Genomic DNA, 26,756 nt, shown 5'->3' with positions numbered 1-26,756 from the left:
GGACCACGCCCCGCAGGGCGCGGACTGGGACGCCGCGGTGGAGTACTGGCGGACCCTGCGCACGGACGACGACGCCGAGTTCGACGCGGAGGTCGTCATCGACGCCGCCGAGCTGGCCCCGTTCGTCACCTGGGGCACCAACCCCGGCCAGGGCGCGCCGCTGTCGGTTATTGCGTATGCTTTAAGGAGTATCGTTAAAGGGGAGGAGATCGTATGAACATTTTAATATTGGGAGGTACACGGTTTTTAGGCAGATATTTAGTTAAGGCTGGCCTGGAGAAAGGGCATGATGTCACACTTTTTAATCGTGGAAGCAACCCTGATGTTTTTCGCGAAATAGAACAGGTAAGAGGGGACCGCGATGGGGATCTCGAGATGTTAAAGGGAAAACAATGGGATGCAGTCATTGACACATCTGGTTTCATCCCTAGAACTGTATCGAGATCTTGCAGATTACTTAATCATGTTAAACATTATACATATATTTCAAGTATCTCAGCTTATAAGGATCCTAGCAAACCTGGCATAGATGAAAATGGAGAGGTTCATACACTAAATGAAAAAAAAGTAGAAGAAATCACCCACGGTACAGCTGGACCAATATATGGTGAATATTATGGTCCGCTAAAATCATTGAGCGAAAAAGCAGCTGAAAAAGAGCTACCGGGGAAAGTCTTGTCAATTCGTGCTGGCCAAATAGTAGGTCCATACGATTACACCGACCGATTACCATATTGGCTTAAAAGAATAGCGGAAGGGGGAGAAATTTTATCCCCGGGACGCCCAGGTCGTCCAATCCAAATTATCGATGTAAGGGATTTAGCTCAGTGGATCATTCAAATGATAGAAAAAAGTATAACAGGTACATTTAACGCCGTTGGACCAGATTATACTCTCACTATGGGACAATTACTTGAAGAATGCAAAAAGGTAACAAGAAGTGGTGCTACCTTTACATGGGTATCTGAAAAGTTTTTATTGGACAATAAAGTAGAGCCGTGGGGAGAAATGCCTTTATGGATACCAGAGGAATTCCCTTTACCAGGAGCTAAGGAACCCTTGAATGGATTTTTGGCTGTCGATAACAAAAAGGCAATCAATAATGGACTATCCTTCCGTCCTCTTTCAGAAACCCTCGAAGATATTTGGGATTGGGAAAAGAATCGTTCAGGATCTGCTGAAAGAAAAGCAGGTATTCATAGACAACTTGAAAGTGACCTCCTTCGATTATGGAAACAGACAGTTGGTTAAAACCTTCTTTATATTCCAGATTATGAAGGAATAACATTTGAAAGTAACCCTATAAAAGAGGGTGAACATTATTTGTAAAAACGAATGGTAATAATTATTTTCCAGAATACTTAAAACATCCTATAACTTCGGAAGTCTTATACAAAAGGGCACGTTTCTGCAGCATGAGTTGTGCTTTTTCTTAGTAAAATTGTAAATGTACATTGGAGGTGTATTAATGAAAATAAGATTAGTTAATAAAGAAGAATATAGTTTTATTGAAGGCTTTGTATATGAGATATTCAAAAATACCAATTATTCGGACGGAGTAGCTGAAAAAGCTTTAGTATGAGAAATCCGAGAAAAACACTATTACATTCCCCAGCTTGACTTAGTTGTTGAAGAAGATGGTGTGATTATAGGACATTTTATCCTTTCAAAACTTCCGATTAGTAATAAGTATGAAAATGAGATATTGATGCTATCACCAGTTTCAGTAGCAATTAATCATCAACGTCAGGGTGTTGGTAAGTATATGTTACAGGAAGGAATTAAATTTGCTGCTAAAATGGGATATAAGGGAATAATTGTTGAAGGAGATTATCGTTACTATCAACGCTTTGGATTTAGAACATCAACTGAATTCGGAATATATGCGTCCAAGAAAAATCTTCCACCTTCTGAGGAGAATCTGATGGCTATGGAGTTGTGTGAAAATAGTATGGAAAATATTTCAGGTGAAGTGGATTATTCGATTTATGATGCCTTGAGACATTGACAGGCAGTACGGATGTTACTCTTTAATTTTTAGTATCCCTTATTTTCAACTAAAGGATGTTTTCTTTCAATAATGATCTTCCGCACTAGGGCACGATTGTTAAACAATTAAAAAGGATGATACATATTAGTCATGTTTAATATGTATCATCCCTTATTTTTTATGATTTTTTACGATTTAGGTCTTGATAAGAATCTCCCCATCGTTTTAGACTGTGATTTCCACTCCAGGCACTCGCTTTCCGCGGGCAGTCCGCCCTCGGCGCCTTTGCGCCTGCGGGGTCTCTCCCTTGGACGCGTATTCTAAGCAGGAGTCTCGTACACCTGCTCCAATCAACTTTGTTTTAACATTGATGGAACCTCTTTTGTCTACAAACTGAGGCGATGGGGTAAAACCCCATCGTTTTTTTAGTTTATGGATTTGCTTGCATGGTTTGTAAGGATTTCAAGGTTTTCCATGGTTGCTGTCACTTTTTCCTGGCTAATATCAGGGAATAGAAGATGAATGCCTTCCCCTTCTTGGACAGAGATGGCTGCAATTTGTTGAAGTTCCGCTTTGTCTTCAATCTTCAGACCAATATCAGATAATGTCATCGGCAGTTTAAGTGCCTTGTATAATGGCAGTAAATGTTGGATTTCTGAGAATTTCCCTTCTAACAATAGCTGGACTAAAATGCCATATGCCACTTTTTCCCCGTGAAGCAAATGATGTGTTTGCGTGATGGAAGTCATTCCATTATGAATGGAGTGGGCACCTGCAATGCGCAGGTACTGGTCACCAAAGCCACCAACTAGACCGCTTGTGACGATATTCGTTTCAATCACATGCTTTAGTGCATCTGTCCATTTACCCTTTTTTAAATCTTCTAGGGCTTCCTCGCCATGTGTCAATAAAATTTCCTGGCATTGCCTTGCGGCTATGTGCGCCAATTCAATACAGACGGACTTGGTTGCTAGTCTTTCCACGAGTGCATTGCCTTCATACCATTTCGCCAATGTATCACCGATTCCAGCCCGTAAATAGGCAATGGGGGAATCCAATAGTATTTCTGGCTCGATAAGTAACATCCATGCGCTTCTTTCATGAATGTCATAACGAACATATGAACCATCATTATCATATATGACACTTAGAGGTGTCCATGCAGCACAGGTGGAAGCCAGAGTTGGAATGAGGATGATATCCTTATGAATCGAGTTTCCAGCCGATTTGGTGAGGTCGAGCAGCTTACCGCCGCCGATGCATCCACACCTAATTCAAGAGCGGCCTTCTGGACGCGTTCAATTTCTGAGTCACTGCATTCCCCGCTGTATGTGAAGAATGTGGTTTCAATATTTTTTAATGAAGGAAAAAAGGGTTGAGCAGCCTTCCATGATTTTTCTCCATGAATAATGAGTACTTTGCCTATGTTCCCTTTACTCAGTTTTGCGTCCAGCGTGTCAAGAACATTTGCCCTGCAGGCATAATAGGCGGGGCCGCTGCGGACTTCCAGTAGGGAATTCATATTTATTCTCCTTAATGTTTAGGCCTGTTCCCAGAAAAGGGAAACAGGCCTCGATTATTGTGGTTGGTCGATCACTTCATCCAATTTGGTTTTCCGAAGCCGGCAAATTTGCTATCAATCACTTTTTCAAATTCGTCGGATTCTACTACGGATTTTATATCCTTGGCAAATTGAGTGTCAACATCCTTTGTATTCACTGCGACAACGTTTCGATACATATCCGGCATATTTTCTAAAACAAGGGCATCCTGGAGTTCCATTTTCGCTGCAAGAGCGAAGTTGCCTGGTACCGCAGATAGGTCAACACTGTCTGTTGCCCGTGGCAATTGAGCGGATTCCAATGGTTTGAATTGGATGTTTTTTGGATTTTTCGTTACATCTTTTTCAGATATTTTTAAAGGATCGACATTTGGATCGACTTCAATCAGCTTTTCATCAACCAGTACTTTTAATGCACGTGCAAGGTTTACTGGATCATTAGGCACTGCCAGGGATGCACCGTCTTTAATTTCTTTCAGTGATTTATATTTGTTAGAGTATATACCCATTGGTGCTGTAGGAACTATGATAAGGTCAGAAAGCTTTAAATCATTTTCTTTAGCGAAGTTATCCATATACACTTTATGCTGGAATAGGTTGGCATCGATCGAGTTGTTGCCAAGCGATTTATTCGGCTGGATATAGTCGGTGAATTCAACGATTTCTATTTTGTACCCGAGATCTTCCAAACCTGGTTTGATGGCTTCTTTAACCATGTCGGCGTAGGGCCCGGTAGTCGCCCCAATCTTCAATTCTTTTTTGTCTTCCGTTTTTGGTGATGCATCATCGCTTCCGCAAGCTGCCAAGCCAAGAGCGAGTGCACAGACTGATAATAATGAAGCTATTTTCTTCATATGAAATTCCTCCTGAAATGTATTGAATCATTGGAAAAATGAGTGATTCTATCGTTTGTTCACTAAGTATGAAACTTTGTCACCGACCATTTGAATGATTTGTACAAGGCAGATCAACACGACGATCGTCGTGATCATGACCGTGTTGTCATAACGGTAATACCCGTACCGGATGGCCAGGTCCCCAATTCCCCCTCCGCCGATTGTCCCTGCCATTGCTGAGTAACCGATAAGTGAAATGGTCGTTAATGTAAGCCCTTGAATGATTCCCGGTCTTGCCTCTGGAAGAAGTACATCCTTAATGATCATCCATGGAGTGGCACCCACGGCAATGGCAGCTTCGATCACTCCTTTGTCTATTTCACGCAATGCCGATTCAACGATCCTTGCAAAAAAAGGTATCGCGGATACGGATAGGGAAACAGAAGCCGCTTTTGGCCCTATCGTTGATCCAGTTAGCAGATTCGTTAAAGGAAGGAGAGCCACCAAGAGAATGATGAAAGGGATGGAACGGACTATATTGACTGCAAAACCGAGAGATCGATTCACGACGCTATTTTCAAAAAATAAATTCCTGGTCGTCGTAAACAGTAACACGCCAAGTGGTAAACCGATAAGAAGGGCTATCGCAAGGGAAATCCCGACCATATAAATCGTTTCAATAAAGGCTTTATTAAGATCCGGTAAAATATTGACGATGGATTCAATCAGTGACATGTTTTAACACCTCCACAGAGCTGGAACGACTCTTTATATATTCCAATGCCGAATGAATTTGTTCGGCTTCACCAATTAATTCAATGATCAAGATCCCAAATGGGATATCCTGAATATACTCAATTTTACCGTGCAAGATATTACCCTTTACTGAATGGGATTGGAGAGTATCCGAAAGAATCGATTCACCGGCTGTTTGCCCTTCGAATTGAATTTTGATGATCGTCCCTTTACTCTCTTCAACCAAATGTGTGGGAAGTTCGAAATCCAGTACACTGCTAATGAATTGCTTCGTTAACTCCTTTTTAGGCTGTGAAAAGATCTCATAAACGGAACCCTCTTCTATTACTCGGCCATCCTGCATGACGGCTACTCGGTGACATAGTTCTTTGACCACTTCCATTTCATGTGTAATCAGCACGATGGTGATCCCAAGCTCCCGACTTATCTTTTTTAATAACTGTAAAATCGCTTTAGTCGTTGTAGGATCTAGGGCTGAAGTCGCTTCATCACATAATAGTACAGTAGGGTCATTTGCTAAGGCGCGTGCGATGCCTACCCGTTGCTTCTGGCCACCGCTAAGCTGGGCCGGATAGGCATCTTTTTTATCACTGAGCCCTACGATCTCCAATAGTTCCAATACACGTGACCTGATGGCAGCCTTCGATTGGTGCGCGGCCTTCAAGGCGAAAGCAACATTTTCAAAAACGGTTTTGGAACTGACCAAAGAAAAGTGTTGAAATATCATTCCGATTTTTTGACGTTGTTTACGGAGCTCTTTGCTTGATAAAGTTGTTAAGTCAATCCCGTCAATGATGATATTTCCTCCTGTCGGACGTTCAAGCAAATTCAAGCAGCGGAGTAATGAGCTTTTTCCGGCTCCACTGTAGCCGACAATTCCGTACACTTCCCCTTTTTGAATGGTCAAAGATACGTTATCCACTCCGATAACTCGGTTTTTTTTCGAGATGTATTCCTTTCGGACCGAACGGATTTCAATCATGAACCTTCCCCCTTAAACATAAAAAAACTGTCTCCATCATTCAGAAAGAGGCAGCGAAATTATATCTCGTCTTATCTTTCAGAATGCAATCATTCTGCAGGAAGTGGCACCGTTCCCAATTGGGGCGGTTGCCGGACATCACAGGGCCTGATCCCTCCGTCACTCTTGATAAGTAAATTATTATTTTGGAATATTTCAAGTTTTTTAATATAATCTATATTATTTGTTAATTGTTCCATTGTCAATCGATTCTGTAATTTTAGAATAATTTTTTTGCCTGTCTAAATGGTTACGATGCCATTTTCATGTCTTTACTTCCAGGTGGATAATTCCATTATTTCCTTGTCAAAAGTGTAAAGAGATAATACATTTATTGTAATAATGTGAAAAAGATAAACTATTTTTTACAATGATGGGGAGGCAATGCATGATAGAGATCAAGACGGTAAATGATGTGGTTTGTGTGCACGGGACTCCAAGTGGGGTCAAATCGGGGATGAGTGTCTATGTCTTTGTAACGGATGGTCTATTGATTGATACGGGCGCACAGATTTTGTTGGAGGAACTTATTCCATTCTATGAGACTGCCGATTTCGATTTAGTGGCCCTTACACATTATCATGAGGACCATACGGGGGGAGCAGCCTGGATAAAGGAACATAAGCAGGTCCCGATATTCATTCATCCGATGTCGGTCGATGTTTGTGCGAGGGATGCTGAATATCCTGAATATCGCAAAAAATTTTGGGGGAAGAGAGATGCCTTTAAAGCTGAGCCGCTAGGGAAGACCATTCATTCCCGTACCCAAACGTGGGAGCCGATTTTTACTCCTGGTCATGCGAAAGACCATATGGTGTTTTTGAATCACAGTAATGGCATGCTCTTTTCAGGAGATCTTTTCGTAACACCAAAAACAAAGCTTGTCCTAAGGGAAGAGTCAGTCCCGGTCATCATCGATTCCATAAAAAGATTACTCCAATATGACTTTAAGGATGTTTTTTGCTGTCATGCGGGGCATGTTCCCGATGGAAAGGAAATGTTTCGAAAAAAACTTGATTATTTGGAAGACCTACGTGGTGAAATTTTGCGTTTACATGATCAAGGACTGACCGTTCATGAAATACAGCAAGTCGTTTTACCTAATCGCTATCCCCTTATCGAGATATCTGACCATGAATGGGATTCAGAGCATATCATTACATCGATATTAAACGAAAATGTTTTGAGTGCGAGGGAGAATGGGATAATTTGAATGAAATCCGTTTAATTGTCTGACTGCATGTTTTCTATTTGTCATTCAAGAATTTGAATGATTTATAAAAGAAGGACTTTATGAAGGGGGAATGCAGTGCAAGCAGATTTTCTCGATATGGAGATGAAGATAAAGGAGTGGGCTCTCCAAAAGAGAACCCACCATCGTTAGTTGTTGACATTGGGATCGGTTTCATCATGAAAATCATGTGCTTCTTCAATATTTTGAAGGTCAGCAGCTGAATAAACATTTCCACCAGCCAGTCCTTCATTGATGTAACGGTCGATGTCTAAGAAAGCGGAGTTCTTGCCTTCATATTCGGTATCCTTCAAAAATGTCATTTTTTCTTTATCCACAATAAATCCCTCCTAGCCTTTTCATTAGTTTAGGCAAAGGAGGTTTTTTTATTCAGTTTAGGGATTTCATGAATGTAAAAGGGTGGGTTCATTCATATACATGGAAGACCATTAAGTCATGGATCATGCTTTTGAGTTTGGTTTCATCTGTTTCGGAAGGCTTGTTTACTGTCCACTCGATGGATCCATCTTTATGATACAAAGCTTGGACTGCCTGCTTGTTGAAGTAAAAGGAAATTTTCCATCCTGGGAGATTCTTATGCAGTGGTGCCCATTGAAAATGAGTGATCATATGTATTACCTCCATATATGCTGTCTCTCATTTAATTATAATGGAAAACGACAGCTGGAGGTGTTATTTTATTGTCAGGTTGGAAAAAGTTAATTCAATGAAAAGATTTTTTAAATGTAAAAGTCGGTTGGCTTCAATTTCCTCTTCATCGAATTGCATGGGCTTTGAGTTCACTTCGTATATGAAGAGCAAGCCCGATTCATCTTCGCCTATATCCATGGAAAACTCTCCAAGAAATCCGATTTTTTTTGAAAGAATCTCTCCGCATTTTTGAGCAATATTCGCCAAGTTTAAATCCAAACTTCTTGATTGCAGGCTTTGATAGGGGAAAAGCTTACCCCCTCTCGGAGTGTGGGTAGTGATTTCCTGTGTTTGTGACATCCTTACAGCTTTGCCAGTCACTTTATAAAATCCCTTTTCATAATGGACGAGAATCCGGTAATCGTAACGATGACCAAGAAGTTTTTTTGGTATGATCGCCCGTTGAGCAAGGTAGCTTCTTTTTAATAAATCCCTTTTTTGAGTTTCCCAGAATGAAGTGAAATCCGGAAAGGATTCACCATGTTTTAAGCTATTGAACAAAAGTGTACCATCAGGATTTTTGATGATGGTATAAATGCCCTTCCCTTGGCTTCCTTTGCAAGGTTTTAGGTATATATGCTTGTGGGTATCCAGGAAAACATTGAGGCATTCGCCGTTTCGCAGCAATGTCGTGGGCGGAAGGTGATTGGAAAGGAATTCATCTTCTCTTAATGTTTCAAACATTACATATTTATCTAAAAAACAGGGGTTGAATAGAAGCATTCGGTGCTCTTTGATGTGGTTGATGATTCGTTCGAATTCACCGGATGACTCATAGCGCCTCGATGGGATCCGGTTATAGATAATGTCAGGGAGCGGCATCTTGCACTCGATCCACTTGTTTGTTTCGGAGGAAAAGACATATCCTCTCAATGGCTCCGAATGAAGGGCATTTCCTGTGAATGCATAGGCCAAAATTCCGTGTTTCAATAAATATAACGATAAATCCCGAAAAAGGGTCAAGTTTCCTCCTAAACCTGATTCCCTTTTGGGATTGAAAGAAGTCAATATTCCAACGACGAGCATCCTGGAAACGGGAAATACCGTGATTGGAAATAGTGTTTGATTCAAATGGTCCTTTTTATAGCCGATTTCTTCTGCGGCAGCGCCGGCGAATAGTTCTACATTCTCTTGGGTGTGGTACCAAGATTCAGAGGGGATATCGTAAAAAATATTCATCGCTGCACACTGATGGCATTTGTAATCGTCTGTTCCGTAAGATAAATGGCGTAATCCAGGCTTAGCTTTCGTGTTAACAATTCAAAATCCTTGAGTTTTGGATGCGAGAATATGGAACGTCCCGGTTTCGAATTTGCTTCAAACATCCAAACCTGCCCCTTTTTATCCAATCCAAAATCAAATCCAATTTCTGCGATGATTCCGTCCATGTGCTTTTCAATACTGTCACTTAAAACAAGTGCGGCTTCCGAGAGCTTTCTCTCGACTTCTTTTGCTTCAGCGTCATCTCCGAAAAGTTCAGCAATCGTTTTGATGACCCCGCCGCTTTTAATATGGGTCGTGACGCTGCCGGTACCGGCTATTTTAGCGGCGATGGCGGTTACCTGCCATATTCCATTACTGTCCTTGTTCGTATGAACGCGGAAATCCACTGGGCGCTTTTCGGATCGTATTAACGGAATGCCCTGCTGCACGATAAGATTTTCAAGCGGTCGGTCATGAAAGATATGTTTAACGATGGATTCAAGTGTGGAAAACTTTTGCAATTTATTTTCCTTTGCTTCATTTGTATAGCGGCAATAATAAACATCATCATGCTTATCGTAAAGAATTTGGTGAATGCCTAGACCCAAGCTGCCATGAATGGGCTTTATATAAACTTGGCGGTAGTGGGAAAGAAGGGTTTCTATCACAGATATGGATTGAAATGGATATGTTTCCGGTAAATAAGGCAGGGCCCGATCATCCGCACATAACCTTTCATTTACATCCCATTTATTGAAAAAACCTGGATTGTACCATGGAATGGTATATTCTTTTTGGAATTTTTGCTTCACTTCTTTAGGTCCGTCCCGGTTCTCCGTTAAACGATTGGGAAGACGGTCATAAATGACATTTGGAAAAGGGAATTCATCAATTTGCCAGTTATCGTTCTCAAACACATATCCCTTGATTGTCTCCTCATCCCAATTGATTACATTCTCTCCGAAAACAAAGGGGATACAGCCAGTTGTTTTGCTCAGGGAAAGGAGCTTTGAGAAAAAATCCGATCTTTCCCCTAGCGGTTTGTTGGACAGGCCGGTGAAGCCTGAAGAAAAAATTCCGACCAGCGGTCCGATATGGATGCTTTTGCCGTAAATGAATAAATGAAGAGGAATATCGGTGTGATCGAATTTAAGCGATTCCGCGAGACTTTCCGATAGGACGATTGATTGATTTATGGCCGGGTTTTGTTTCACTGTGGCAGGACATGAATGTTGTCCGAAATAGATTAATTCAATCTCTGCCAAATCTCCAAGTTCTGAAGGGTAGAAGAGGACATTTCCAGGGCTAGCGGCAATTTCTGCAGGATAAGTCTTTCTCACTTTTTATTCACCTGCTTTCTGAAGATGTTCGGCTAAATACTGGCTATATTGTAAAGGTGCGCGATGAATATCTTTCATGGTCTCCGGCTGTAGTATCTGAATGATTTTCCTGCCAGGTTTCGAGTTAATGTCCATTATCCATATTTGCCCTTTTTTATCGATGCCTAGATCAATTCCCAACTCGAATAGTCTTTTAGAGACAGCTTCGGTTTCTGCAGGCAGTGTACGAAGGATATGCTGGATCTTTTGTTCGACAGCAATCGTAATGGCTTCCGGATTATTTTTGTTGAAAATATCCAATGAAATGGCTTCCCCGCCAGTGGCCAAATTTGAAGTTATACTATCTTTTTGTCCCGTGCGAATGCCGCGGCCCCGTTCCATCCATTGATTTTTTTCGTTTTTTTGAAGTAAAATCCGCAAATCGAATGGTTCGTTTTTTTGATTGCGAAGTTCCAAATATGGCTGGCAAAGGTAACGGTATCGATTTAATAAATGCTGAAGCCATTTGTTCAGCTGAGATGTAGAGGTGAATGGGCGGTCGTATTTGGTGCCTTTCTTCGTCATGGATACCAAAGTGCCTTCTTCGGTTTTTGTAAGTAGATAGATTCCTGTACCGCCCGCACCGAATTCAGGTTTGATAATGACTTTATCCAAGCGTTCCAAATGACCGATAATATCTTCAGATGTCGTTACTTGAAAGGTCTCTGGAAAAAATGCTTGTAGCAGGGGATGTTTTTTTAGGATTTGGTAAACTTCCCACTTTCCAGGAAGGCCGAGCCCCAAGAAATTAGAATGATCTTTTAACCAATCGATTTTATCCCGCGTTTCGGTTGTCTCGCGCGATAATCCATGGAAACAGCGGTCATATACAAAATCGGGTAAATCAAAAGATGTAGGAATCCACGTTTCATTCTCAGCATCAAAACGCTCGCCACGCACTTTCTTTAATTCCATATCAATATTTTCCGGTGTGAATTTACAAACTTTCATATTGAAGGATTTAGCCGTTTTGGCTATTTCGGTGAAGTAGTTATTTTCATGTGTATCCGACGTGACCATTAATCCAATTAACACGTGCTAGCAACTCCTTTATGGATGGTTTTCGCGGTTAAGGGTAAGCATGAAGTCTATGATGGATTTTACTGATGGACGAAAAGTTTCATAGTTGCCTTGAAATTTTTTCGATGGTTTCGAATTCACTTCGATGATCCATGGGTGGGTGTCGGAATCTAGAGCTAAATCAATCCCTAACTCCCCGAATAGATCGTCATGGTTTTCAACCAAAGCCTGGGCAGTATTTTTAGCCAACTTTATCAGCTTTTGATACATACGGATAGCTTCCTGATGGTCAAAAACTTCCTTTAGAAAATCCGAGCCGTTTTTCATTAAACCCCCTTGTGCTAGATTGGAAACGATGGTACCAGGATCTCCAATCCGGGCAACCATCGATGAAACTTTCCATTGAAATTCATCATTCTGATGGAGGAGTATGCGGAAATCAACCTTTCTTTGATCCGTTTCGAATAGGGAAATCCCTTTTTGAAGGATGTAGGCTTGTTTTCTGGAAAAAATTTTTAAGGTTGTAAACAACTTTTCATCCGTGTCTGCAAAATGCACATCCTCTATATTTCCAGAGTGTTCGATTTTCCATTTTCCAGAAACTTGCGTTAATCTGTATATATTCCTGCCTTGACTGCCTGACGCCGGTTTGAAATAGATGACCGAATGCTTTTCTATAAATGTCAAGAAGGGTTCCTTCTCGTTAAAAAGAATCGTATCAGGCAAATTGGGGAGCAACGCATTTTCTAATAGCAGCAGTTCATGTACATCATATTTGGAAAGGAACCTTCCGTTGAACATTGGTATCGACCGTGCCTCGAGTTCAGTTTTAAACAGCTCGAATGAATGTGATACTTCAAGTTTGCGTGAATGTATCCGATTATAAAGTACATCTGGAATGGGAAGTGTTAGCGGTTGCCAACCATTTTGCTCTGACAAATATCCCTCTACTACTCCTTCTTCAAGAGGCTGTAATTTAACTAAATAGAAGGGGATCCCCTGTTGAATACAGTACGAATTCATTTCCTGATAAAATTTCTCCATCTCGCCTAATGTCCCGTCTTGCAAGGCGGGCTGGTTCATAAGTGTCGCCAAGAAAGGACCAATTGTAATTGACCTTCTTTCCGCATGAAATGAGACGGAGATTGGATCCGAAAAAGCAGGCAGGGACAACATTTGATTCATATCATAAGAAAGTTTCAGTGTCGGCTGGGATGAAGGGAATGGTTGGACAAGAACAGGAACGGAACGGCATCCAGCCTGGATCGTAACGGGTTCTCCAAATTGAAGGCCCCATTCCTCAAATAGTTTTTCTTCGATAAACAGTAGCGCCTTCTTTCTAGTCACCGCAGGATTTACCGTTATGAAAACTTTCTGATGGTTAAGGTTCATATTAATTCCCCGTTTGCACTAAGTTTGAAGTCCTTTAATAATAAAATGATGGGCAAAAGTGGATATCACATTCTATGTTTTTTTAATTAGAAGGTGTCATTAAGCCCTTTATTTCAAGCGATAAAAGGAAAAAGTTCATGGATGAGTTTTGAATAAAGATCCCGTTTATGGATGTTAGCTTAATGGGAGGCTTCATATATTGCCTTGCAGATGCTGATTTGAGCTAGCAATCCATCTATATTTTTGGGAAGCAGTGCCGTTAACACCAGGGCTGATGAGCAAGTAACAGAATAAGGTAGCATAATCGGTTAGGCAAGTTGGTCGTTGATCATTTAATCACGCAAAGAGGTCATTCAACATAAAGTCGTAAATGATGCTCTATACAGAATATGAAAATTTTCGTTCAGGCAGAAGTAAAGAAAGCGTTGTCCATGGAAAAAAGTACAGCTCAAGTGCTTGAGTAATTAGGATTGAAGCATTCTTCTACAAGCAAAACGGAGATTACAAGGAGTCGTTCTTTAAACGAATTGTCGAAAATTCCATACCTAGGGGCGTTGCTTGGTGGGAATATCGGATTATTTCAACTGTTTTATTAGGATGACGTGTAATTCGCAATCGGATTTGTTATAGTGGAAAAGGTGTAGGAATACAATGATTACCGGGAGGGGAAATAAATGAGTAACGTATATGATGCAGCGTATGAAATGGAAAAGGCGATTCGGGCAAGTAATGAATATGCTGACTTGAATCGTTTATATGATCTTGTCAATTCTGATGAAGCAACAAAAGGAATGTTTGAAAACTTCCGTAATCTGCAGATGGCATTGCAGCAAAAGCAAATGATGGGACAGGAGATTGCACCTGAAGAGGTTGAGCAAGCACAAAAGACGGTACAGCTTGTCCAACAAAACCCAACCATTTCACAATTGATGGAAGCTGAACAACGGATGAGTATGGTCATCGCAGATCTTAATAAAATTATCATGAAGCCGCTTGAAGATTTATACGGCTTGCCTGAGCAACAGCAATAAGCTGTTGAAGACTCCCTGCCTCTATATGGTTGGGAGTTTTTTTCTGTCCGAAAAGCATCGTATGCAAGGGTCGTGAACTACTATTTGTTCTACTCTCTAAATTTTAGTCATAAATTTTAAAGAGGATATTACAGATGGGGGAGATCAGCATGGTATATCGTCTACTTGCGGTCAATATCGACGGGACATTGCTCCAGTCGAATGGCCGATTAAATAAATCGACTAAAGAAGCAATCGATTATGTGCACCAAAAAGGTGTCCATGTTGCACTTGTGACGTCAAGGAACTATCACTCCGCAAAAAAAGTGGCCAAAGCCTTAAAAATAAATCCAATGATCGTCGCCCAGCAAGGAGCATTTGTCGGAGCTTCCATTGAAAAACCCATAATGGTAAAAAGAATATCAGAAGAACTGACTGCGGAGCTCGTTCAAATGCTAGAAAAGACAACGTGCCAAATTTTGCTCATTCATGAAAAATACTCGCTTGGCAATCGAGTGAACCTTCCGGAGAATTTACTTGGCAAAACGGTGATGTATTTGAATGATCAAAATATTTATGCTCAAAATTATGTGGATGATATCAGTGAAGAGCTTATTGACCAACCGATGGCACCGACGAAAATAGATATAATATTTTCAGAACAAAGTGACCAAAATGATATGTCGAAGTTAATAAAGGAAATGTTCCCGGAGGTAGACGCGATCTTACATCCAGGCCATAAGATGACAGTTGTTCCAAAGGGAGTTTCAAAATGGAGTGGTGTATTGTATTTAGCCGACCACTTAGAGGTGAAAAGAACGGAGATCGTCTCGATTGGAGATGGATTGGATGATATGGAAATGATAGCTGGTTCTGGTCTCGGTGTGGCCATGGGGAACGCGGATGAAGAAGTAAGGCGAGTGGCAAAATGGGTGACGCGCTCCAATGATCAAGATGGTGTTGCTTACATGCTGAGGGAATTTTTCCGGAAACAGCATCCTATCGATTTTTTGCAGAAGATGAATATGCTTAAGTGAATGATGAGACTCCTTCATATAGAAGGAGTCTCTTTTGCATAATTCCGATTCCCTTGGACTAGTAATTTTCCATAAATAATTCTAACCACCTTTCCATAAACTAAAGAAAATTTAGTAAAGGAAAGGAAGAATTCCAAATGGGTGTAATCAATGCAAAAGAGGTACAAGTCGGTGACGAGGTGTTTGTGATTTATAACAACCCACATGTTCCAACCGTTTCGAATATAAGGGCCGCGGAGATTGTCCCACATCCCAAAAATCCCAATGCAGTCGCGTTGTTCCTGAACGATACATTCCATACGATTGAAGATGATGATGCTTTGTTCACTTCCGAAGCCGCTGCCGAAAAAGCGTATAGCGACTACATGGATAACCATGACCAGATGACTTGAAGGTTCGTTTTCTTGGAGAAGGAACAAAAGAAAGCCCTCGCTTTAGAAGCGGGGGCTCCTGTTAGTTTATGGGGCGGAGCACATAGGGAATGCTCAAAACTCATGGGTAAAGCACAAATTCACGAGTATTTGCTCCGAATTCACGAGTAAAAGCATGGAACTCACGAGTAAACGCTCCAAACTCACGAGTAAAAGCATGAAACTCACGAGTAAACGCTCCGAACTCACGAGTAAAAGCATGAAACTCACGAGTAAACGCTCCAAATTCACGAGTAAAAGCATGAAATTCACGAGTAAACGCTCCAAATTCACGAGTAAACGCTCCGAATCCACGAGTAAAAGCATGAAACTCACGAGTAATCGCTCCGAATTCACGAGTAAAAGCATGAAACTCACGAATAAACGCTCCAAATACACGTGAAAAAGCATGAAACTTTTGTGTGAACGCACAATCTCACATGGCTAGTGCCTGGAGGGAATAAAACAGTGTATTTGACTGGTGAATTTGAGGATGGTCAAGTTAGAACTTTCCCCGGTAAAAGCAAGGTGCCATCCATTCGAATAAGTTGCCTCTAAATGTGAAAAGCACTTCTATGAGGAATTCACATCAGTAACTTCTCCTTTTAAATCCGGTCCTTATTAATAAAAAACTGCCACTCATTTAGGATGCAAAATGAGCGGCAGCTTGTGGCTTTATCAGTTAGTAGATTGAATGAAAAGTTTCATTGCGTGAATTTGTCCAATATGATTCGTTTCGTGCAGGACTGCGAAATTAATGAATTCCCCCACTGTTTCCATTCCTTGGAAAGGTTGTGCTACTTTTTCCGTCAAGCTCTCTTCTGGAATTTCAAGAAGTCGAACAAGCTGTTCTTGCAACTGTTGCTTTAATACTTCTACGGAAGGTACATCCCCGGTCCATTTGGCTGGTTTTGAACCATATCCGAATAGCTGGCTGTAATTAGCAGGCAAATTACTGTTGGAGTTCAATAAAAATTTTTCCGCTGCAGTCAGAACATGTCCAAGATGCCAGTGGATCGTATTATTAAAACCTTCAGGCTGCACATCCATAAACTCAGGATTGACTCCCTCGATTTCTCTTAAAAGACTTCGGCGCATGACTGTCAGCTGATTTTTTACATAATTCATTATACATTCCCCTTTCAATCTATTATTTAAAAAAAGTATCTCCTGGAATTATAGCAAGGGCGTTTCAATATTATCAAATTTAAGCCTTTTCAAAAGAGGGACAATTAAGTTTATTTTAAGGGTTGTAATTGTCAGATAATTCATTATAATTAAAGTGATGTTATGTAATCTTACGTAGTTATGTAAATATAATGAGCATATAGAGGCGAATTATAATAACCGTAATTAAATCTGTGTGAGATGCATCTGGACTTAGTGGGGGGTACCTGGAATATTAGGTGGTTTAGATTGTTAAAAGGAGAGAGGGCATGCGTTTAACAGCAAGGGAACAGGAAAAGTTAATGATTGTAGTGGCGGCAGATTTGGCAAGAAGGCGAAAAGATCGCGGCTTGAAATTAAACTATCCGGAATCCATTGCCTTGATTACCTATGAAATTGTGGAAGGGGCAAGGGATGGTAAATCAGTTTCGGAATTGATGCAATTTGGAAGGACGATTCTTTCAAGTGAAGATGTAATGGAAGGTATCCCTGAGATTATCCATGATATTCAAGTCGAGGCGACGTTTCCGGACGGTACAAAGCTTGTGACTGTTCACGATCCGATTCAGTGAGGGGGGGGCGAGGCCATGATACCAGGTGAATATATTTTGAAAAAAGAACCAATCGTATGTAACGAAGGTAAGATTTCAACGGTCATAACCGTTATCAACAGGGGAGACCGTCCGATACAGGTTGGCTCACATTTTCACTTTTATGAAGTGAACCTCGGTTTGGAATTTACTCGTGAGGATGCTTTTGGGAAAAGGTTGAACATTCCTGCTGGTACAGCCGTCCGTTTTGAGCCGGGGGATGCCAAGGAAATCGAACTGGTTCCATTCAGTGGGATGAGGGAAGTTTATGGATTAAGCAATAAAACGAATGGTCCGCTTGATAGGGAGTGAAAATATGAGTCATGAAATGTCACGTAAGCAATATGCCGACATGTTTGGTCCGACAACAGGAGATTTAATTAGATTGGCAGATACCGAGCTTTTCATAGAAGTGGAAATGGATTTTACCAAGTACGGAGATGAAGTGAAGTTTGGCGGGGGTAAGGTGATCCGTGATGGTATGGGCCAACATCCGACCGCTTCAAGAGATGAGGTGATGGATCTTGTATTCACAAACGCGATCATCATCGATTATACCGGCATTTATAAAGCGGATATTGGCGTGAAGGATGGAAATATCGCAGCGATCGGAAAAGCGGGAAACCCCCTATTGATGGATGGGGTGACAATGGTGATAGGGGCCGCTACCGAAATAATTGCAGCTGATGGAAAGATCGTCACCGCTGGAGGTATTGATGCCCACATCCATTTCATTGCCCCGCAGCAAATCGAGACTGCGCTGTCAAGCGGAATCACGACGATGATCGGCGGGGGAACCGGACCTGCAACGGGAACGAACGCCACGACGTGTACACCGGGTGCTTGGAATATACATAAAATGCTCGAGGCTGCAGATCATTTCCCCATGAACCTCGGTTTTTTAGGCAAAGGCAATTCCTCGGCAAAAGAACCGCTTGCTGAGCAGATAGAGGCTGGTGCGATCGGGCTGAAATTACATGAAGATTGGGGCACGACGGCTGCAGCGATCGATACAAGTTTAATGGTGGCTGAGGAATACGATGTTCAAGTGGCGATTCATTCAGACACGCTTAATGAAGGTGGTTTCGTCGAGGATACGATCAGAGCGATCGACGGCCGTGTCATTCATACCTATCATACTGAGGGAGCGGGCGGGGGGCATGCCCCTGATATCATCAAGGCGGCTAGCTATCCGAATATACTCCCGTCCTCGACGAACCCAACCCGTCCATACACCATCAATACGTTGGAAGAGCATTTGGATATGCTGATGGTATGCCATCATTTGGATCCATCCGTTCCGGAAGATATCGCTTTTGCCGATTCCCGGATAAGAAAAGAGACGATTGCCGCTGAAGACATTCTGCATGACCTGGGTGTCTTCAGCATGATCAGCTCTGATTCCCAAGCGATGGGGCGTGTAGGGGAAGTCATACTGCGAACATGGCAGACAGCCGATAAGATGAAAAAGCAGCGTGGGAAAATGATGGAGGAGGCAGGGGAAGGGGACAATTTCCGCGTTAAGCGTTATATTGCCAAATATACGATAAATCCTGCAATTACACATGGGATTTCTGATGTAGTCGGATCTGTGGAAGAAGGGAAATTCGCAGACCTGGTGCTGTGGGATCCTGCCTTTTTCGGGGTTAAACCGGACATGATTCTAAAAGGGGGCATGATCGCGCACAGTATGATGGGAGATCCAAATGCTTCGATTCCGACGCCTCAACCCGTGTTATACCGCCCGATGTTTGCAAGTTTTGGAAAGGCAGTTACGAGTACGTCGATTACGTTCCTATCAAAAGCGTCATATGAAGCGGGAATTCATGAAGACCTGGGTTTGAAAAAAATAGTGAAGACTGTCTCGAATATTCGAAATATTACAAAAAAAGATATGAAGTTAAACGGGGAGACCCCCGTCATAGAAGTTGATCCGCAAACATATGAAGTGACGGTGGATGGGGATTTAATTACGTGTGAGCCTGCGGATATCCTGCCTATGGCGCAACGATACTTTTTATTCTGAGGTGATAGCATGATAGTTGAAGAGATTTTGGGGAATATAGAGTTTGTTGAAAAAAAGGCAAAACATATGGAAAAGGTTTATCTGGAAAGCGATGCATTAAGAAAACGGATTCTAAGGGTTAAAACGGATCATGGCAATGAAATTGGGATTCGCCTTAAAGAAAATAAGGATTTGATGGATGGAGACATCCTTTATATGGATGATAAAAATATGATTGTGATCCAAACGCTAGATGACGATATTTTAACGATCTCGCCTACGACTCTAGGGCAGATGGGTGATATAGCGCATCAATTGGGAAATCGCCACTTACCAGCCCAATTCGATGGTGATGAAATGCTTGTTCAATATGATTATTTAGTTGAAGAGCTTTTGATGGAACTGGAAATACCGTTTCGCCGTGAAAAGAGAAAGGTGAAGCAGGCATTCCGCCATATCGGCCATTCACATGATTGAACGTTTGTTTCCGTTGATCCAGCTTTGTGATTCCAATTTTCCATCTGGGTCGTTCTCCCATTCATTCGGGATGGAAACTTACATTCAAGAGGGGAAGATTCATCATGCAGCTTCATTAAAGGAGTTTTTGAAGGTATACATTTCAAAATCATTAACCTATACAGATGGACTGGGCTGCCGACTTGCTTATGAATTCATAAAAAGTCATAGGGCTGAAAGCGTATGGGATTTGGATGAGTTGCTTTATGCTGCATGTTCCGCCCGGGAATCCAGAGAAGCTTCCAAAAGAATTGGGCAGCAGATGGCTAAACTATGCTCGAACTTATATCCATCTGAAGAATTATCGGCATACTTGAAGAAAATCCATGGAAAACAATGCTATGGACATCCGGCCATTGTATTTGCGCTTGTTTGTACCGAACTGAATCTTTCTGTGGAAATGGCCATTCATGCCTGCTTGTATGCAGCCGTTTCCTCACTAATCCAAAATGCAGTAAGGGGAATCCCTTTGGGTCAGACAGCGGGACAATCCTTGTTGTTATGGACGCATGAGGAAATCCAGACTGCCGTAGGATTTATTAAAGGACTTCCGGAGGATGAACTCGGGAGGACATTGCCGGGGTTGGAAATCGCGCAAATGAGGCATGAGCAATTACATGTAAGACTATTTATGAGTTAACTAGAAAAGAGGTGAAAGGTTTGCTTCCTATGGAGGTAAATCGTTTATAGATGAAACACGTTGTGAAAATTGGTGTAGGCGGCCCGGTTGGTGCTGGAAAAACGATGCTTGTCGAGAAGTTGACGCGGGTAATGAAAAATGACTTCAGCATGGCAGTCGTAACGAATGATATATATACAAAGGAAGATGCGTTGTTTTTAATGAAAAATGGTGTACTTCCTGAAAATCGGATTATTGGTGTGGAAACCGGGGGCTGTCCGCATACAGCGATACGTGAGGACGCTTCGATGAATTTTGCGGCCATTGATGAATTGATGGAACTCCATCCGGAACTGGATTTGATTTTTGTGGAAAGCGGCGGTGATAATTTGGCTGCCACCTTCAGTCCTGAACTCGTTGACTTTTCAATCTATATCATTGATGTTGCACAAGGGGAGAAAATCCCCCGAAAAGGTGGCCAGGGAATGATTAAATCGGATTTATTCATCATTAATAAGACGGACTTGGCCCCTTATGTAGGAGCAAGCCTGGAAGTGATGAAACGGGATACATTAAGGACGAGAGGGGACAAACCTTTCTTTTTTACTAACTTAAAAGACGAAAAGGGATTGACTGATGTCGTGAACTGGATAAAGTCAGAGGCGTTTTTTGTAGGTCTTCAGCAGTGAGTTGGACAGGCAGCATCCGCTTAAGGGCGATACTGAAAAATGATCGTACAATAGTGAAGGATAGTTATTCCGACGGGGCATTCAAGTTGTCCCGTCCAGTGTTTCTTGATGAACTTGCACCCACTTATTTTCTCATTCATGTTGGGGGCGGATATGTCGGTGGTGACAGGTACCATCAGCTTTTTTGTTTGGAAGAAGGATCTACAATGACCTTGACAACACAGTCGGCGACAAAGGTATACAAAACGATGGGCGAGCCGGCAAGGCAGGAAACTGAGATGGTATTAAAAAAGGGGAGTTTCTTAACCTATGTGCAGGACCCCATAATTGCTTATGAGTCAGCTCGATACATTCAGGATACGACGATACATATGGACAGCGGAGCAGGGGTGCTGCTGACGGATATTTTTACACCGGGCTGGTCAAAGAGTAAGACAGAATTTACATATGATTGGATCCGCTCCAAAATGAACGTGTTCCTTGATGGGAAAAGACTGATCATGGACAACTTGCTTCTGAATCCTTCCGACGAGATGGACTCTGTCCTCCTATTGGAGGGATATAGCCATTTCGGCTCATTATTATTGATACATGAAGGGGTGGATGGGGAAATCATGGCCGAACTCGATGAAATGCTTTCCCCGTTAAGATGCAATGTTAGAATAGGTTATTCTCGGCTGCCAATACGCGGTTTGATGCTGCGGGTATTGGCCAATCAAACCCAGCAGATTGAAAAAGTATTTTCTGTTTGTGAGGAACTCTTCCGAAGGAGGGTCCTGCGCGAGGATGCCATTTTTTATCGTAAATATTAGAAAAGAGGGGGTTCATGGAAATGAATTTATTGTTGGTTTTAGCGTTTGGATTTGTATTAGGGATCAAGCATGCCCTTGAACCCGATCATATCATTGCCGTTTCTACAATTGCGAGCCAAAGCAAGAAAATATGGAAATCATCACTTGCGGGCGTATTTTGGGGAATTGGCCACACACTTACTCTATTGGTGTTCGGTGTCATCCTGATCCTTTTGAAAAATGAAATTCCGCAAGCCTGGGCAATGTCATTGGAATTTCTTGTGGGAATCATGTTGGTATATTTAGGTGTCACGACGATTTTTTCTTGGAATAATACGCAACATGATCATACAGGCCGGGCTACCTATCTGAAATCCATGTTTGTAGGAATTGTCCACGGACTTGCCGGCAGTGCCGCAATGGTCCTTCTTACAATGGGTACGATAGATGCAGCATGGCAAGGCGCGATCTACATTATCATATTTGGTGTTGGTACATGCATAGGCATGCTTCTGTTCACGACGATTTTAAGCATCCCCTTTGTCACAAGTACTATTTCTAAAAAAGTGAATCGTTCACTCATCCGGTTGACAGGTGTGATAAGCATGGTTTTCGGAATCTATTATATGTACAATTTGGGTATCAATGAGAAACTATTTTCAGTTTGGTTTAGTTGAATCCAGGCTGAATGCACAAGGGATATGGAATCATGGACTCTCAAGTCAAAGGCTTGAGGGTTTTTTTGTTGCTAAAACGATTTTGCGATTTTCTTAATAATAAATAAACAATCCTATTACTCATTTAAGTTGACTAGTATAATGAAATAAATTGGATAATTAATCCATCCAGGTATAAGGAGATGACATGTATTGAAAAGGAAATCATTTCTACTAGCGCTTTTCCTATTATCAATATCGTTAACTGCAGGTTGTTCAACAAAGCAAGAACATATCTCCATTCAAAAATATATAGGTAAAACCTATATATTCGAAGCATATAAAGAAAAGATAGAAGTTGAAAGAACAGAAAAAACAAAAGAAATAATAGAGAAGGCTGATTGGACCGAATTCAAGTGGGAGAAGGGCCGTCCCAAGGCGGATTTCATCTTTTATTTTAATGATGATAAAAATGAAGGTAAAATAGCCGTTTATTATGTTTGGGTTAATCCCGATAAACATTTGGTTGAATTGACGCGCGATGAACATAACCGGTATGTACAGTTAAACAGAAAGGATTCTGAAACTTTATTAAGACTGCTGCATTAATGAAAAGGAGAAGATCCGTACTTTCAAAATTCCAGACAAGCATCTTTTTATTGTATTTAGAACTCTCATGTGCCCGAATATCAACAGAGTTAGAGTTATTTAACGTAGCCGGCTTTTTAAGGTGTAATCTTTAGGGGGACTTATGAGGGAAATTACTTTATCTAATGGAAAAACGGTGGAAGTTGAATGTTTAAGCTGTGCTTTGACAAGTGGGGAAGTAGAAGTCGAGGGTGGTGTAATAGTCGAATCTGAATATTTTCATGCTCACCAAGACGTCGCATATCCCATTGTAGGTTTAGTTATTTTAGCATCTAAACGACATATTAAGTGCTTTGATGAACTAAATGAACCAGAAAAGATTGATTACATAAACTTATTATCCAAGATTAGAAAAGCTCAAAGGGAAATATTGGGGATAAAACATGTTTATTATTTTTACAATGAGGATACTACCCACCATTTTCATATTTGGATGGTTCCTCGATATGAATGGATGTACGAGTTTGGACGTTCGGTGGAATCAGTTAGACCGGTTTTGCTGCATGCAAGAAACAGATTGAATGATGTTGAAAATGTAAAAAGTGTAATGGATGGTATCGAGGCATTAAAAAAAGAACTAAACCCTTAATCCTTCCTGTTCCAAAGATGTGTGATTTCCCATAAAAAAATCTATATGAAAGTTTGATAACACCTTATTTAAAAAAGGAGAAAGAAACCGGACTTTCATACAGCAGTCCGGTGAAATCTTCCCTTCAGCTCTAGGCTAGTCCAGTCGTTTTAGTCTTTGTCCTCAATAAAGGCATGGTGCAACAACGGAACGAGCCTCCGGACTTGATGATTTCGCTTATATCGACTTCAATGATTTCATATCCACGTTCACGAAGTTGGCGATTTACTTGTTCATTACATGGGAGACTGAATAATTTTTTATTTCCAATGGAAAGCACGTTGGTTCCTAATGTGAATTGTTCTTCTTTAGTCACTTCAATGACCTCATAACGAGAAGATAATAAATCCAACTCTTTTTTTGTAAAGGACTCTGGAAAAATAAGCGCTTCTGTTGGCGATATAACATTGAAAACGCAGTCTAAATGAAGGAATTTTTCAATGAAAGGAACCGCAATGATATCGTATTCAGGTAATAACGTTTGGAGATGCTTGATGGATGGTTCATCCGTTCTATTACTGATTCCGATATAGATGGTTTTACCATCAATGATGACATCCCCGCCCTCTATATGATTTTTTTGGAGGTTGAAAAATGGGATATCATTCGTTTCGAGCCAAGATTTCAATATAAGTTCTTCACCCTGCCGGATATCTGTAGCCATCTCAGCGACATATACGGTATTGCCAAGAGTGAAACCGATATCTCTAGTAAAGACTTGTTCTGGATATGTAGATTTAGGCGGTAGTTTAATGACTTCAATGCCTTCATGTTCAAGTGCTTTTGTAAAGCGGGCGTGTTGCTCCAAGGCAAGTGCTTGATCGATGTTCTCTTCCTTAAACTCTTTTTGTGTTTCGTTAATGATATCGCGAATCTCCATATAACGAGGTTCGCAGACGATCACCCGTGATAGCTTTGAATATTCACTCGAACAATAAGCCTCTAGTTCATCGTTTATCTGGTTTACCATACATGAGCTCCCTCTAAATATTATTGTATCTTTACTATTACCTCTTTTTTCTAGAAAGAAACATAAAAAATTGCACGTTTAAAAAGAATGGTCTTGTTAATCTTCATTTAACTGTCGGATGCAAGAAAGTTTGATTGAGCTCCCCTTTCTTATGTGAAAATATCTATAATATAAAGCTGGATTCAAAATAATTGTAAAACGTTCCTAGGGAAAAAGGATTATTTTTTTTCTGGTCGAATATATAATGAAGACGTTTTCATTATAAGGGGGAGATTGTAATGATGGATACTCCATTGATCATGACTCAAATCATTGAGAGAGCTGAAAAATATTTTCCGAAGAAAGAGGTAGTTTCGCGTACGGATGGTGGTATTCACACTTTTACATATGCCGAGATTGCTGAGCGTACAAGAAGGCTAACAAGCAATCTTGAAAAATTCGGTATTAAAACAGGTGACCGTATTGGAACACTTGCCTGGAACCATCATCGGCATTTAGAAGCCTATTTTGCGATTCCTTGTCATGGTGCTGTCCTACATACGATTAATATGCGTCTGTCCCCACAACATGTCTCTTATATCGTCAATAGTGCGGAAGATCGATTATTACTGATAGATCCCGATGTCATCCCCCTGCTGGAATCGATTAAAGATGAGTTAACGACGGTGGAAGGATATATTATAATGACGGATAAAGAGGAGCTGCCTGAAACGTCCCTTTCACCTATTTATCATTATGAAAAATTATTAGCGGAAGGGAATCCAAAACAGCCATTCATCCAAGAATTAGATGAAAATGCTCCAGCTGGCATATGTTATACTTCCGCCACGACCGGCAATCCAAAAGGTGTGGTTTACTCACACCGCGGGATTTTGCTGCATGCGATTGCACTGGGGCTTGCCGATTCTACGGCAGTAAGCGAACGGGATGTGGCACTTCCAGTCGTGCCAATGTTCCATGTAAATGCTTGGGGCATGCCTTTTGCCAGCGTTTGGTTTGGAACTAAAATGGTTTTGCCGGGACCCTATTTCACCCCGAAAATTTTGGCCGAGCTTATTGAAACGGAGAAGGTCACAATTGCAGCAGGAGTCCCGACGATTTGGCTGGGATTATTGAAGGAGCTGGAAGAAGGCAGCTATGATACGAGCAGCATTCGCGCTGTTTTATGCGGAGGGTCGGCTGCTCCAAAAAGCATGATTAAAACGTTTGAACAAAAGTATGGGATTCCATTCCTTCATGCCTATGGAATGACTGAAACAAGTCCGCTCGTCTTTGTTTCCAAACCAAAAAGCTATCAGGAAGACCTCCCCGAAGAAGAACTTTATGAGTTGAAGGCCAAGCAAGGCCTTGTCTCGCCAATGATTGAGATTAAAGTGATTGGTCAGGATGGCGAAGTAAAACCTGATGGAAAAGAAATGGGCGAATTGCTTATAAGGGGTCCTTGGATAGCGAATGAGTATTTTAAAGATGAACGGTCCGAGGATACATTTAAAGATGGCTGGCTTTATACCGGGGATGTTGTCACGATAGATGAGGAAGGATTCGTGAAAATCGTCGACCGGACTAAGGACTTGATTAAAAGCGGCGGCGAGTGGATTTCTTCCGTAGATATAGAGAATGCATTAATGGCCCATGAAGGTATCTTTGAAGCTGCAGTCATTGCAGTGCCTCATGAAAAATGGCAGGAACGACCGATTGCCTGTGTAGTTTTGAAGGAAGCATATAAGGGGCAAGTGTCCCAAGAAGACATCATCGAATTTTTAAAGCCACAGTTTGCGAAATGGTGGCTGCCTGATGAAGTGGCCTTTTTGGATGATATTCCGAAAACGGGTGTTGGGAAGTTCTTGAAAAGGGCTTTGCGAGAACAGCTTCAGGATAAATATATCAAAAAATAATAGGGTATATATATTTAATTATAAC

At 41.4% G+C, this 26,756-nt stretch carries 32 protein-coding genes and 1 riboswitch; of the genes, 18 read left to right on the top strand and 14 right to left on the bottom strand.

Going from position 1 to position 26,756, the window contains the following annotated elements:
* The 3 genes from ACFWE9_RS17565 to ACFWE9_RS17555 all read left to right on the top strand — a co-directional run.
* A partial coding sequence (locus tag ACFWE9_RS17565) for an aconitase family protein (protein WP_377357908.1) occupies positions 1 to 217 on the top strand: 217 nt, incomplete at its 5' end.
* The gene (locus ACFWE9_RS17560; RefSeq protein WP_230158420.1) at positions 214 to 1,251 is read left to right on the top strand and encodes an NAD-dependent epimerase/dehydratase family protein; all 1,038 of its coding nucleotides are present in this window, start codon (positions 214 to 216) and stop codon (positions 1,249 to 1,251) included. The genes ACFWE9_RS17565 and ACFWE9_RS17560, both read left to right, overlap by 4 nt.
* 334 nt (positions 1,252 to 1,585) lie before the next feature.
* Positions 1,586 to 2,008: a GNAT family N-acetyltransferase gene (locus tag ACFWE9_RS17555; protein WP_377357913.1), complete on the top strand. Its 423-nt coding sequence runs from the start codon at positions 1,586 to 1,588 to the stop codon at positions 2,006 to 2,008.
* A 407-nt stretch (positions 2,009 to 2,415) separates the two neighbouring features.
* Here ACFWE9_RS17555 and ACFWE9_RS17550 read toward each other — a convergent pair whose 3' ends face one another.
* The 5 genes from ACFWE9_RS17550 to ACFWE9_RS17530 all read right to left on the bottom strand — a co-directional run bounded on the left by ACFWE9_RS17550 (position 2,416) and on the right by ACFWE9_RS17530 (position 6,125).
* Positions 2,416 to 3,189, bottom strand: a complete 774-nt coding sequence (locus ACFWE9_RS17550; RefSeq protein ID WP_377357911.1) for an iron-containing alcohol dehydrogenase family protein — start codon at positions 3,187 to 3,189, stop codon at positions 2,416 to 2,418.
* Positions 3,138 to 3,512: a dehydroquinate synthase/iron-containing alcohol dehydrogenase family protein gene (locus tag ACFWE9_RS17545; RefSeq protein WP_377357906.1), complete on the bottom strand. Its 375-nt coding sequence runs from the start codon at positions 3,510 to 3,512 to the stop codon at positions 3,138 to 3,140. Before ACFWE9_RS17545 ends, ACFWE9_RS17550 begins: the two co-directional genes overlap by 52 nt.
* A 71-nt stretch (positions 3,513 to 3,583) precedes the next feature.
* Entirely contained in the window at positions 3,584 to 4,405 is an 822-nt protein-coding gene (locus ACFWE9_RS17540) for a MetQ/NlpA family ABC transporter substrate-binding protein (RefSeq protein WP_377357904.1), read from the bottom strand.
* Positions 4,406 to 4,453: 48 nt separating this feature from the next.
* Positions 4,454 to 5,122: a methionine ABC transporter permease gene (locus ACFWE9_RS17535; RefSeq protein ID WP_230158428.1), complete on the bottom strand. Its 669-nt coding sequence runs from the start codon at positions 5,120 to 5,122 to the stop codon at positions 4,454 to 4,456.
* Positions 5,109 to 6,125 carry a methionine ABC transporter ATP-binding protein gene (locus tag ACFWE9_RS17530; RefSeq protein WP_230158430.1) on the bottom strand — a complete coding sequence of 339 codons (1,017 nt, stop codon included), beginning with the start codon at positions 6,123 to 6,125 and terminating at the stop codon, positions 5,109 to 5,111. Before ACFWE9_RS17530 ends, ACFWE9_RS17535 begins: the two co-directional genes overlap by 14 nt.
* 68 nt (positions 6,126 to 6,193) lie before the next feature.
* A riboswitch (SAM riboswitch) is annotated at positions 6,194 to 6,300 on the bottom strand.
* Positions 6,301 to 6,552: 252 nt separating this feature from the next.
* On the opposite strand from ACFWE9_RS17530, the gene ACFWE9_RS17525 reads away from it, so the two are divergent.
* Positions 6,553 to 7,377, top strand: coding sequence for an MBL fold metallo-hydrolase (locus ACFWE9_RS17525; RefSeq protein WP_230158433.1), 825 nt, complete (start codon positions 6,553 to 6,555; stop codon positions 7,375 to 7,377).
* 167 nt (positions 7,378 to 7,544) lie between these two features.
* Here the strand turns inward: ACFWE9_RS17525 and ACFWE9_RS17520 are convergent, their stop codons facing one another.
* From ACFWE9_RS17520 to ACFWE9_RS17495, 6 genes are all read right to left on the bottom strand, one after another.
* On the bottom strand, positions 7,545 to 7,733 hold the full coding sequence (locus ACFWE9_RS17520; RefSeq protein WP_356714367.1) for a hypothetical protein: 189 nt from the start codon (positions 7,731 to 7,733) through the stop codon (positions 7,545 to 7,547).
* A gap of 88 nt (positions 7,734 to 7,821) precedes the next feature.
* Complete coding sequence (locus ACFWE9_RS17515; protein WP_230158437.1) at positions 7,822 to 8,025, bottom strand: YheE family protein; 204 nt, start codon at positions 8,023 to 8,025, stop codon at positions 7,822 to 7,824.
* Between the two features lie 63 nt (positions 8,026 to 8,088).
* The gene (locus ACFWE9_RS17510; RefSeq protein ID WP_377357900.1) at positions 8,089 to 9,285 is read right to left on the bottom strand and encodes a YheC/YheD family endospore coat-associated protein; all 1,197 of its coding nucleotides are present in this window, start codon (positions 9,283 to 9,285) and stop codon (positions 8,089 to 8,091) included.
* Entirely contained in the window at positions 9,282 to 10,649 is a 1,368-nt protein-coding gene (locus tag ACFWE9_RS17505) for a YheC/YheD family endospore coat-associated protein (RefSeq protein ID WP_230158441.1), read from the bottom strand. The genes ACFWE9_RS17510 and ACFWE9_RS17505 overlap by 4 nt, the downstream gene beginning before the upstream one ends.
* A gap of 3 nt (positions 10,650 to 10,652) precedes the next feature.
* A complete protein-coding gene (locus ACFWE9_RS17500; protein ID WP_230158443.1) occupies positions 10,653 to 11,723 on the bottom strand; it encodes a YheC/YheD family endospore coat-associated protein in 1,071 nt (356 codons plus the stop codon).
* A 15-nt stretch (positions 11,724 to 11,738) separates the two neighbouring features.
* The gene (locus tag ACFWE9_RS17495) at positions 11,739 to 13,100 is read right to left on the bottom strand and encodes a YheC/YheD family endospore coat-associated protein (protein ID WP_230158445.1); all 1,362 of its coding nucleotides are present in this window, start codon (positions 13,098 to 13,100) and stop codon (positions 11,739 to 11,741) included.
* 674 nt (positions 13,101 to 13,774) lie between these two features.
* Between ACFWE9_RS17495 and ACFWE9_RS17490 the strand changes: the two genes are divergently transcribed.
* From ACFWE9_RS17490 to ACFWE9_RS17480, 3 genes are all read left to right on the top strand, one after another.
* Positions 13,775 to 14,131, top strand: a complete 357-nt coding sequence (locus ACFWE9_RS17490) for a YlbF/YmcA family competence regulator (protein ID WP_230158447.1) — start codon at positions 13,775 to 13,777, stop codon at positions 14,129 to 14,131.
* Positions 14,132 to 14,280: 149 nt separating this feature from the next.
* Entirely contained in the window at positions 14,281 to 15,147 is an 867-nt protein-coding gene (locus ACFWE9_RS17485; protein ID WP_230158449.1) for a Cof-type HAD-IIB family hydrolase, read from the top strand.
* 137 nt (positions 15,148 to 15,284) lie between these two features.
* Entirely contained in the window at positions 15,285 to 15,539 is a 255-nt protein-coding gene (locus ACFWE9_RS17480; RefSeq protein WP_230158451.1) for a transcriptional regulator SplA domain-containing protein, read from the top strand.
* A 93-nt stretch (positions 15,540 to 15,632) separates the two neighbouring features.
* On the opposite strand, the gene ACFWE9_RS17475 is transcribed toward ACFWE9_RS17480, so the two are convergent.
* Positions 15,633 to 15,935, bottom strand: a complete 303-nt coding sequence (locus ACFWE9_RS17475) for a hypothetical protein (RefSeq protein ID WP_377357896.1) — start codon at positions 15,933 to 15,935, stop codon at positions 15,633 to 15,635.
* A gap of 300 nt (positions 15,936 to 16,235) precedes the next feature.
* The gene (locus tag ACFWE9_RS17470; RefSeq protein WP_230158455.1) at positions 16,236 to 16,685 is read right to left on the bottom strand and encodes a DinB family protein; all 450 of its coding nucleotides are present in this window, start codon (positions 16,683 to 16,685) and stop codon (positions 16,236 to 16,238) included.
* Between the two features lie 308 nt (positions 16,686 to 16,993).
* Here ACFWE9_RS17470 and ACFWE9_RS17465 point away from each other — a divergent pair, with 308 nt between their 5' ends.
* From ACFWE9_RS17465 to ACFWE9_RS17420, 10 genes are all read left to right on the top strand, one after another.
* Positions 16,994 to 17,296 (top strand): urease subunit gamma, encoded by a 303-nt coding sequence (locus tag ACFWE9_RS17465; RefSeq protein ID WP_230158458.1) that lies wholly within the window; start codon positions 16,994 to 16,996, stop codon positions 17,294 to 17,296.
* A gap of 15 nt (positions 17,297 to 17,311) precedes the next feature.
* Positions 17,312 to 17,626 (top strand): urease subunit beta, encoded by a 315-nt coding sequence (locus tag ACFWE9_RS17460; RefSeq protein WP_230158465.1) that lies wholly within the window; start codon positions 17,312 to 17,314, stop codon positions 17,624 to 17,626.
* Positions 17,627 to 17,630: 4 nt separating this feature from the next.
* A complete protein-coding gene (gene ureC / locus ACFWE9_RS17455; RefSeq protein WP_377357893.1) occupies positions 17,631 to 19,340 on the top strand; it encodes an urease subunit alpha in 1,710 nt (569 codons plus the stop codon).
* A gap of 9 nt (positions 19,341 to 19,349) precedes the next feature.
* Positions 19,350 to 19,796, top strand: coding sequence for an urease accessory protein UreE (ureE, locus tag ACFWE9_RS17450; protein WP_377357891.1), 447 nt, complete (start codon positions 19,350 to 19,352; stop codon positions 19,794 to 19,796).
* Entirely contained in the window at positions 19,789 to 20,475 is a 687-nt protein-coding gene (locus ACFWE9_RS17445; protein WP_377357889.1) for an urease accessory protein UreF, read from the top strand. The genes ureE and ACFWE9_RS17445 overlap by 8 nt, the downstream gene beginning before the upstream one ends.
* 50 nt (positions 20,476 to 20,525) lie before the next feature.
* Positions 20,526 to 21,143, top strand: a complete 618-nt coding sequence (gene ureG, locus ACFWE9_RS17440; RefSeq protein WP_377357887.1) for an urease accessory protein UreG — start codon at positions 20,526 to 20,528, stop codon at positions 21,141 to 21,143.
* Positions 21,140 to 21,955, top strand: coding sequence for an urease accessory protein UreD (locus ACFWE9_RS17435; RefSeq protein ID WP_377357886.1), 816 nt, complete (start codon positions 21,140 to 21,142; stop codon positions 21,953 to 21,955). The genes ureG and ACFWE9_RS17435 overlap by 4 nt, the downstream gene beginning before the upstream one ends.
* A 14-nt stretch (positions 21,956 to 21,969) precedes the next feature.
* A complete protein-coding gene (locus tag ACFWE9_RS17430) occupies positions 21,970 to 22,611 on the top strand; it encodes a HoxN/HupN/NixA family nickel/cobalt transporter (protein WP_377357883.1) in 642 nt (213 codons plus the stop codon).
* 192 nt (positions 22,612 to 22,803) lie between these two features.
* On the top strand, positions 22,804 to 23,199 hold the full coding sequence (locus ACFWE9_RS17425) for a hypothetical protein (RefSeq protein WP_377357881.1): 396 nt from the start codon (positions 22,804 to 22,806) through the stop codon (positions 23,197 to 23,199).
* Between the two features lie 142 nt (positions 23,200 to 23,341).
* A complete protein-coding gene (locus tag ACFWE9_RS17420; RefSeq protein ID WP_230158489.1) occupies positions 23,342 to 23,827 on the top strand; it encodes an HIT family protein in 486 nt (161 codons plus the stop codon).
* A 130-nt stretch (positions 23,828 to 23,957) separates the two neighbouring features.
* On the opposite strand, the gene ACFWE9_RS17415 is transcribed toward ACFWE9_RS17420, so the two are convergent.
* Entirely contained in the window at positions 23,958 to 24,836 is an 879-nt protein-coding gene (locus ACFWE9_RS17415; RefSeq protein WP_377357878.1) for a dimethylarginine dimethylaminohydrolase family protein, read from the bottom strand.
* Positions 24,837 to 25,114: 278 nt separating this feature from the next.
* Here ACFWE9_RS17415 and ACFWE9_RS17410 point away from each other — a divergent pair, with 278 nt between their 5' ends.
* Complete coding sequence (locus tag ACFWE9_RS17410; RefSeq protein WP_377357876.1) at positions 25,115 to 26,731, top strand: long-chain fatty acid--CoA ligase; 1,617 nt, start codon at positions 25,115 to 25,117, stop codon at positions 26,729 to 26,731.
* Positions 26,732 to 26,756 lie beyond the last annotated feature (25 nt).

The sequence above is a fragment of the Peribacillus sp. NPDC060253 genome, from assembly GCF_042727425.1.
Lineage (GTDB): Bacteria > Bacillota > Bacilli > Bacillales > DSM-1321 > Peribacillus.
This window is presented reverse-complemented; position numbering and strand designations above follow the sequence as displayed.

What these genes read in the sequence shown, in the direction of transcription:
- ACFWE9_RS17560 (WP_230158420.1), top strand. Translation starts at nt 214, where the DNA reads ATGAACATTTTAATATTGGGAGGTACACGGTTTTTAGGCAGATATTTA.
- ACFWE9_RS17545 (WP_377357906.1), bottom strand. Translation starts at nt 3,512, where the DNA reads ATGAATTCCCTACTGGAAGTCCGCAGCGGCCCCGCCTATTATGCCTGC.
- ACFWE9_RS17540 (WP_377357904.1), bottom strand. Translation starts at nt 4,405, where the DNA reads ATGAAGAAAATAGCTTCATTATTATCAGTCTGTGCACTCGCTCTTGGC.
- ACFWE9_RS17535 (WP_230158428.1), bottom strand. Translation starts at nt 5,122, where the DNA reads ATGTCACTGATTGAATCCATCGTCAATATTTTACCGGATCTTAATAAA.
- ACFWE9_RS17530 (WP_230158430.1), bottom strand. Translation starts at nt 6,125, where the DNA reads ATGATTGAAATCCGTTCGGTCCGAAAGGAATACATCTCGAAAAAAAAC.
- ACFWE9_RS17525 (WP_230158433.1), top strand. Translation starts at nt 6,553, where the DNA reads ATGATAGAGATCAAGACGGTAAATGATGTGGTTTGTGTGCACGGGACT.
- ACFWE9_RS17515 (WP_230158437.1), bottom strand. Translation starts at nt 8,025, where the DNA reads ATGATCACTCATTTTCAATGGGCACCACTGCATAAGAATCTCCCAGGA.
- ACFWE9_RS17510 (WP_377357900.1), bottom strand. Translation starts at nt 9,285, where the DNA reads ATGAATATTTTTTACGATATCCCCTCTGAATCTTGGTACCACACCCAA.
- ACFWE9_RS17495 (WP_230158445.1), bottom strand. Translation starts at nt 13,100, where the DNA reads ATGAACCTTAACCATCAGAAAGTTTTCATAACGGTAAATCCTGCGGTG.
- ACFWE9_RS17490 (WP_230158447.1), top strand. Translation starts at nt 13,775, where the DNA reads ATGAGTAACGTATATGATGCAGCGTATGAAATGGAAAAGGCGATTCGG.
- ACFWE9_RS17485 (WP_230158449.1), top strand. Translation starts at nt 14,281, where the DNA reads ATGGTATATCGTCTACTTGCGGTCAATATCGACGGGACATTGCTCCAG.
- ACFWE9_RS17480 (WP_230158451.1), top strand. Translation starts at nt 15,285, where the DNA reads ATGGGTGTAATCAATGCAAAAGAGGTACAAGTCGGTGACGAGGTGTTT.
- ACFWE9_RS17470 (WP_230158455.1), bottom strand. Translation starts at nt 16,685, where the DNA reads ATGAATTATGTAAAAAATCAGCTGACAGTCATGCGCCGAAGTCTTTTA.
- ACFWE9_RS17465 (WP_230158458.1), top strand. Translation starts at nt 16,994, where the DNA reads ATGCGTTTAACAGCAAGGGAACAGGAAAAGTTAATGATTGTAGTGGCG.
- ACFWE9_RS17460 (WP_230158465.1), top strand. Translation starts at nt 17,312, where the DNA reads ATGATACCAGGTGAATATATTTTGAAAAAAGAACCAATCGTATGTAAC.
- ureC (WP_377357893.1), top strand. Translation starts at nt 17,631, where the DNA reads ATGAGTCATGAAATGTCACGTAAGCAATATGCCGACATGTTTGGTCCG.
- ureE (WP_377357891.1), top strand. Translation starts at nt 19,350, where the DNA reads ATGATAGTTGAAGAGATTTTGGGGAATATAGAGTTTGTTGAAAAAAAG.
- ACFWE9_RS17445 (WP_377357889.1), top strand. Translation starts at nt 19,789, where the DNA reads ATGATTGAACGTTTGTTTCCGTTGATCCAGCTTTGTGATTCCAATTTT.
- ureG (WP_377357887.1), top strand. Translation starts at nt 20,526, where the DNA reads ATGAAACACGTTGTGAAAATTGGTGTAGGCGGCCCGGTTGGTGCTGGA.
- ACFWE9_RS17430 (WP_377357883.1), top strand. Translation starts at nt 21,970, where the DNA reads ATGGAAATGAATTTATTGTTGGTTTTAGCGTTTGGATTTGTATTAGGG.
- ACFWE9_RS17420 (WP_230158489.1), top strand. Translation starts at nt 23,342, where the DNA reads ATGAGGGAAATTACTTTATCTAATGGAAAAACGGTGGAAGTTGAATGT.
- ACFWE9_RS17415 (WP_377357878.1), bottom strand. Translation starts at nt 24,836, where the DNA reads ATGGTAAACCAGATAAACGATGAACTAGAGGCTTATTGTTCGAGTGAA.
- ACFWE9_RS17410 (WP_377357876.1), top strand. Translation starts at nt 25,115, where the DNA reads ATGATGGATACTCCATTGATCATGACTCAAATCATTGAGAGAGCTGAA.